Annotated in this window: 5 protein-coding genes; 2 read left to right on the top strand and 3 right to left on the bottom strand. The window is 40.5% G+C overall.

Going from position 1 to position 6,174, the window contains the following annotated elements:
- The first annotated feature begins 530 nt into the window (after window positions 1-530).
- Window positions 531-1,304: an SDR family oxidoreductase gene (locus LC574_RS21955; RefSeq protein WP_229455615.1), complete on the top strand. Its 774-nt coding sequence runs from the start codon at window positions 531-533 to the stop codon at window positions 1,302-1,304.
- Between the two features lie 272 nt (window positions 1,305-1,576).
- Here the strand turns inward: LC574_RS21955 and LC574_RS21950 are convergent, their stop codons facing one another.
- Window positions 1,577-2,350: a hypothetical protein gene (locus LC574_RS21950; RefSeq protein WP_229455613.1), complete on the bottom strand. Its 774-nt coding sequence runs from the start codon at window positions 2,348-2,350 to the stop codon at window positions 1,577-1,579.
- A 437-nt stretch (window positions 2,351-2,787) separates the two neighbouring features.
- Window positions 2,788-3,675, bottom strand: a complete 888-nt coding sequence (locus tag LC574_RS21945; RefSeq protein WP_229455612.1) for a LysR family transcriptional regulator — start codon at window positions 3,673-3,675, stop codon at window positions 2,788-2,790.
- 114 nt (window positions 3,676-3,789) lie between these two features.
- Here LC574_RS21945 and LC574_RS21940 point away from each other — a divergent pair, with 114 nt between their 5' ends.
- A complete protein-coding gene (locus LC574_RS21940; RefSeq protein ID WP_229455610.1) occupies window positions 3,790-5,268 on the top strand; it encodes a ketol-acid reductoisomerase in 1,479 nt (492 codons plus the stop codon).
- 334 nt (window positions 5,269-5,602) lie between these two features.
- Here the strand turns inward: LC574_RS21940 and LC574_RS21935 are convergent, their stop codons facing one another.
- Window positions 5,603-6,028, bottom strand: a complete 426-nt coding sequence (locus LC574_RS21935) for a hypothetical protein (protein WP_229455617.1) — start codon at window positions 6,026-6,028, stop codon at window positions 5,603-5,605.
- Window positions 6,029-6,174 lie beyond the last annotated feature (146 nt).

Genomic DNA, 6,174 nt, shown 5'->3' with positions numbered 1-6,174 from the left:
AAGTCTACTAAAGTAGACTAAAGATTTTTGGCTATATTTAGTCATCTTCAGATGACTTTTACTATTAGCAAGGAACTTCAGTTCCTTGCGGGACATGGCTTTTACGTTAAGTTGACACGTATGAGCAATGCTGTGCCCCTACGACAGATGTGGTTTTTCAAGCCCTACATACTATGTATTTTGCGTCAATGCGTAAGTCCTAAAATCATGAAAGCGATCGCTTTCATAGCATCAGACTACTTTAGAGTAATTCATCATCATCGACATTTTGTTCCAAAACCTGAGTATTACAGTACATCTAGCAGTGATACTAAACGTGGCTTAAATGTGGGGCATTACACAGTTTATCAATGCACTGTTTATGTCGTAAAAGCAAGCACTGACATTTACGTTTAGCTCTGCAACTCAGCGTTTATTATTGCGAGGTCACACTCAACGAAAATAGGTCGCTCTAAATTTTCTTTGTCAGTAACTTGCTAAATTGCTAAATTGTGTATTTAAATTAACACTGGACTATTGACTTTTTTTCAATGACTTCCCTAGAAAATCAAATCATTTTTATTACTGGTGCAAGTAGTGGTATTGGTACTGCTTGCGCGAGAATCTTTGCTGGTGCAGGTGCAAAACTAATCCTAGCAGCACGACGGTTGGAACGTTTGCAGCAGCTAGCAGATACTCTCATTAAAGAATTTGGTATTGAAATTCATTTGTTACAGCTAGATGTGCGCGATCGCAACGCTGTTGAATTTGCTATTTCTACTCTACCCTCTGCCTGGTCTGACATCGACATTCTCATCAACAATGCTGGTTTAAGTCGTGGTTTAGACAAGTTGCATGAAGGCAGCTTTCAAGATTGGGAAGACATGATTGATACTAACGTTAAGGGTTTACTTTACGTGTCCCGCTATGTCGTTCCGGGAATGGTGAGCCGCGATCGCGGTCATATAGTAAATTTAGGTTCCATTGCTGGACATCAAACTTATCCCGGTGGTAATGTCTACTGTGCTACCAAAGCTGCTGTGACGGCAATTTCTGAAGGTTTAAAACAAGACCTGTTGGGAACGCGGGTACGTGTAACTTCCGTTGACCCTGGTATGGTAGAAACGGAATTTAGCAATGTGCGCTTTCACGGAGATGCTGAACGCGCCAACAAAGTCTACCAAGGAGTTACGCCCCTGACAGCAGATGATGTGGCTGATGTGATATTTTTCTGTGTGACGCGATCGCCCCATGTCAATATTAATGAAGTTGTGCTGATGCCTGTTGACCAAGCTAGCGCTACTCTAGTTAATCGGCGAACATAAGCTGTTACGCAAATAAAATTGTATATTTACTCGTGAGGGTTGTCATTAGTCATTTGTCATTAGTCATTTGTATTTAAAAGGACAGATGACCATTGACTGCATGACAGTCTTAACAATTGCAATGTACAATCTAGACGCGCATCAGCTTATTGCACTATTTTCCGTGTAGACCGTCATTAGTCATTAGTCATTTGTCTTTACCAATGACAAAGGACAAATGACAAAGGACAACCTCACCAGTTAATGTGCAACTTAAATGCGTAACAGCTTAATTAAGCGGTCTTAAAAAATCGAATAATTTCGCGGACATGATCGAGAAATTGCCCGTCGGTGGAAAGTTGCGCGATCGCATTTCTTGCTTCTCTCGCCAACCGCTCATGTTCAGTTTGATTTGTCGCGCGTAATTCTTCTAAATTAGCAGCAATTCGAGCTAAATCTCTGCGAGTTTCTTCGGCAAAGCGTTGTTGAGTTGCGGGTAATGAATAGGATTGTTCTGGGTTAAGTTGCTCCTCTAATGACTGGATTTTTTGTTCTAATATTGAGAAGCGATCGCGCAGTTCAACAATATCTTCACGGGGATACTTCCATTCTTGGCGAATCATCGTTAACCGCGCATATAAATACTCATAAGCTCGAATCGCTGGACGCAGAATTGTTAATAACAAAGCTGCACCAGAACTTATATACCCAACCATACTAATACCAGTGGCAGCAAGAGTATAAAGACCAACGGCTGAGAATAAGTGTAAAGCAATGGCAACCCAGAGCGATCGCTTTGCCAATACTGTCACATATTTTACTTGTTTCTCATCAACTGGAATTCCTTTCTCTTTGGATTGTGCTGCTTCTGCTAAGACTTCTTTGGCTTGAAAATGCACATTCCACGGTACAGTAACAATTACCAACAGCCACCAAAAGCTTGCACCACCAATCACCCAATCAAGAAAGTTACCAGCAGGGATGTGCAACCATTGCAGTAAGGCAAAAGCTGTTAGCACTACCACCACAATTCCTGCAATGGAACTGATGAAAAAGTTGATATACATCTTATCCTGTCTTTGGTGAAACTATTACCTCGATCATGACTGTACCTAGCATTTATACGGAAATGCTTGTGATGGTTTTTCTAGTAGCACATATCCCACTGTGCAAAATTCCAACTTCAAAAATTTTTATGTTCAGAATGCTTGTGATAGTTTTTCTAGTATAGGACTCCTATTTGATTTTTGAAATACACGTAGGGTGGGCTTTGCCCACCAAAACCCGGATATGGTGGGCAAAGCCCACCCTACATTACTGTACCTAGCAGTTATACGGAAATACTTGTGATGGTTTTTCTAGTAGTACATATCCCACTGTGCAAAATTCCAACTTCAAAAATTTTTATGTTCAGAATGCTTGTGATAGTTTTTCTAGTAGCACATATCTTATTGTACGTAATTCACAATTCAAAAATTCTGGTGTTCAATAGGTCAACCATAAATCAATTCTGAAGAACAATTTCTCTAATGACCTGAATAAATGTTTGCAAGATAGGTGATGACTCATCTTGTCGCCAGACGGCTGCAAGCTCCACCTTTGCTATTGACGTGTTGAGATTGGTATAAACAACCCCTCTCCTGTAGATATTACGAATTGATGCAGGAGCAAGGGAAACACCCATACCAGCAGAAACAAGACCGAGTATTGTTTGCTTATGGCTTGCTTTTTGGACAACTTTAGGACTGAAACCAGCTTGTTGGAATAAACTGATACATAAATCATAGTAGCCAGGTTCTAAATGACGCGACACTAAAATGAAAGATTCATTGCCTAAGGCGGACAAAGTTAATTCCGGCTTTTTAGCTAGAGGATGAGACTCTGGCAAAACCACCACAAATGGTTCTTGCAGAATCATAGACAAGCTTAGAGACGCATCATTTACAGGGGGAATCATCAGCCCAAGATGAATTTGACGGTTTTGTAAAGCCTGTACTTGAGCGCTGGTTGTCATTTCCTCTAAATCCAATTCCACGCTAGGGAAACGCTCTCGAAATACCTGAAGAACTTTCGGCAAAATGCTATAAGTTGCAAAACCAGAGAAACCCACAGCAAGTCGTCCAATTTCTCCCTGTGCAACAAGTCTTGCCACTTTTATTGCGTGAGATGCTTTATCCAAAACTTGACGCGCCTCCTGCAAAAAAGCTTTTCCTGCTTCCGTAAGCTGAACCTGACGCTTGGTGCGGTGGAATAGAGAAACACCCAATTCTGTTTCTAATTGGCGTATTTGTTGACTTAGAGGTTGCTGCGCCATGTGGAGTCTTTGGGCTGCTCGACCAAAATGTAATTCTTCTGCAACTGCGACAAAGTAGCGTAAATGCCTTAGCTCCATTGTTTGAACTTTTTAAGTGTTAATTAACTATAAAAAATGTGTTGGACAGAGTGACAGCTAGCACCTAATGTAATAGCTAGTCGATGCGAAATATAGCACTGTAGTAATAAGTCTATGAGTAGTTTGCACTTCAACACCAAGACATTTAATAAAGAAAAAATTCTTTTAGCAAATACAGAAGAATATATCATCCGGGGAGGGCATCATCTTTTTCCACTTTTACCTAAAGCATTTGCAGGTATTGGGCAAATCGGAGTCATTGGTTGGTCATCTCAAGGTTCTGCCCAAGCACAGAATTTAAGAGATTCTCTTAGGGGAACTGATATTAAAGTCAAAATAGGTCTGCGAGAAAATTCGACTTCTATTCCATTAGCTCAAAAAGCTGGCTTTACCACAGATGATGGCACATTGGGAGAGATGTATGAAGTGCTTTCGTCTTCACAATTGTCCATTCTTCTAATTTCTGATGCTGCACAAGCTAACAATATAGAGCGAATTTTTGAGTCTCTTTGCCCAGGTTCTACACTCGGCTTATCTCATGGATTTTTGCTGGGATACCTCAAAAGTATTGGTAAAGATTTTCCAGAAAATATTAACGTGATTGCCGTATGTCCCAAAGGGATGGGACTTTCAGTTAGGAGACTTTATGAGCAAGGCAAAGAAGTGAATGGGGCTGGCATTAATTCGAGCTTTGCCATTCATCAAGATATTAACGGCAAAGCAACAGATTATGCACTTGGATGGTCAATTGCTATAGGTTCACCTGTTACATTTAAAACTACACTTGAAGAAGAATATAAATCTGATATCTTTGGAGAAAGAGGCGTGTTACTTGGAGCAGTTCACGGGATTGTAGAAAGTCTTTACCGTTGGTTTATTGGTCAAGGATTCTCTAAAGAAAGTGCGTTTACTAAGAGTGTGGAATCTCTCACTGGCCCAATTACTAAGCTGATTTCCCAAAAGGGAATTTTGTCTGTTTACGAGTTTTTGAATGAAACAGATCAGGAAGCTTTTAAGAAAGCCTACTCTGCTGCTTATCATCCTGCTTTTGAAATTTTGATGGAGATATATGACGATGTTGCTTCTGGAAGCGAAATCAAGAGTGTTATTGAAGCAGAACATCGGCATCAACGCTATCCTATGAAAAATATTGATGGAACCCAAATGTGGCAAGTTGGCGCTAGTGTCCGTGCGAAAAGACAACCAGAAAATATTGCCGTTAATCCCATCACCGCAGGCATTTATATTGCGACGATGATGGCTCAAGTAGACTTACTTCGAGAAAAAGGGCACTCCTACTCAGAAATCGCTAACGAATCCATTATTGAAAGCGTGGATTCTCTTAATCCCTATATGCACCACAAAGGCATCGCTTTTATGGTTGATAATTGCTCCATAACAGCGCGATTAGGAGCAAGAAAATGGGCATCAAGATTCGATTACATTTTATATCAACAAGCTTTTACTACGCTGGACTCCAATCTGAGGATAGATCAGGAACTATTTGATCAGTTTTTGACACATGAAATTCATCAAGTTTTATCAGTTTGTGCAAAATTACGTCCGTCTGTTGATATTTCAATTGTTGGGTGAATAGCGAGCTTTTGACTTTTTAACTTTCCTTGGCGGTTCGTTTTTAAAGATTATGTACATCTTCATGAAGAATTAGTATTATACCGTTTCTTTGTAAAGCTGCATATATTTACCCCCCGGCTACGCCGTCCCCCCTTATTAAGGGGGGACTACAGGGGGTCTTATTATCTGCATCTTCATGAAGAATTAGTATTACCTAATTTCTGTCAGTGAGTATCAATTACTGAATTATATCACGTCCGGTTAAACACAAGTCAATTGCGAACGGAGTGAAGCAATCGCTCCAGACGTTGTGATTGCTTCGTTTCACTTCGTTCCACTCGCTTTTGACATATCACAAGTAATTTATCGGACATGATATTAGATAGCTACGCCAAATTGATTGAGTATCTTTACTACTCTTTTCTGGAAGTAGCAATCGCCAGGTTTTACCTTCTTGCTGAATTTGCAGGTAAACGTCAAAAGGTTTTTTTGGTTGCCTCAAGCGCCGTTTTGGTAGCTTTAAAATTAAATCGTAGGTTCCTCGAACGTGGAAAGCTGGTAAATTTTCAATGGTTAGGGGTTCTTCCTGGGTAATTGATAGCCGCTTGATTTCAAATCCTTGAAAATCTAGATCCAACTGCTGGCTAAGTTTTTGTTGAGTTTGCTCTAGCCCAAGTGCGATCGCTTTTTGCACTAACTCTCTAGTCGGTAGCAGTCCGATACTGCCACAAGCTGTCACTAGCACCAGCAATATTGCTGTCAAAACTAACCGCACTATGTTATTCACTGCTTGATCTGCTACTTTTATCCTTATCAGTTTAACCGGACAGACTGCTGCTTTTTCAGCATCAAGAAATTCCAAGCCTACACTGTACTCGCAGAGTCAGTGTAGGAGATGTCACAAAGCAAAAGCTGCGATCGCTT

The organism is Nostoc sp. CHAB 5715, from assembly GCF_020829685.1.
Taxonomy (GTDB): Bacteria; Cyanobacteriota; Cyanobacteriia; order Cyanobacteriales; family Nostocaceae; genus Nostoc.
This window is presented reverse-complemented; position numbering and strand designations above follow the sequence as displayed.

What these genes read in the sequence shown, in the direction of transcription:
- LC574_RS21955 (WP_229455615.1), top strand. Translation starts at nt 531, where the DNA reads ATGACTTCCCTAGAAAATCAAATCATTTTTATTACTGGTGCAAGTAGT.
- LC574_RS21950 (WP_229455613.1), bottom strand. Translation starts at nt 2,350, where the DNA reads ATGTATATCAACTTTTTCATCAGTTCCATTGCAGGAATTGTGGTGGTA.
- LC574_RS21945 (WP_229455612.1), bottom strand. Translation starts at nt 3,675, where the DNA reads ATGGAGCTAAGGCATTTACGCTACTTTGTCGCAGTTGCAGAAGAATTA.
- LC574_RS21940 (WP_229455610.1), top strand. Translation starts at nt 3,790, where the DNA reads ATGAGTAGTTTGCACTTCAACACCAAGACATTTAATAAAGAAAAAATT.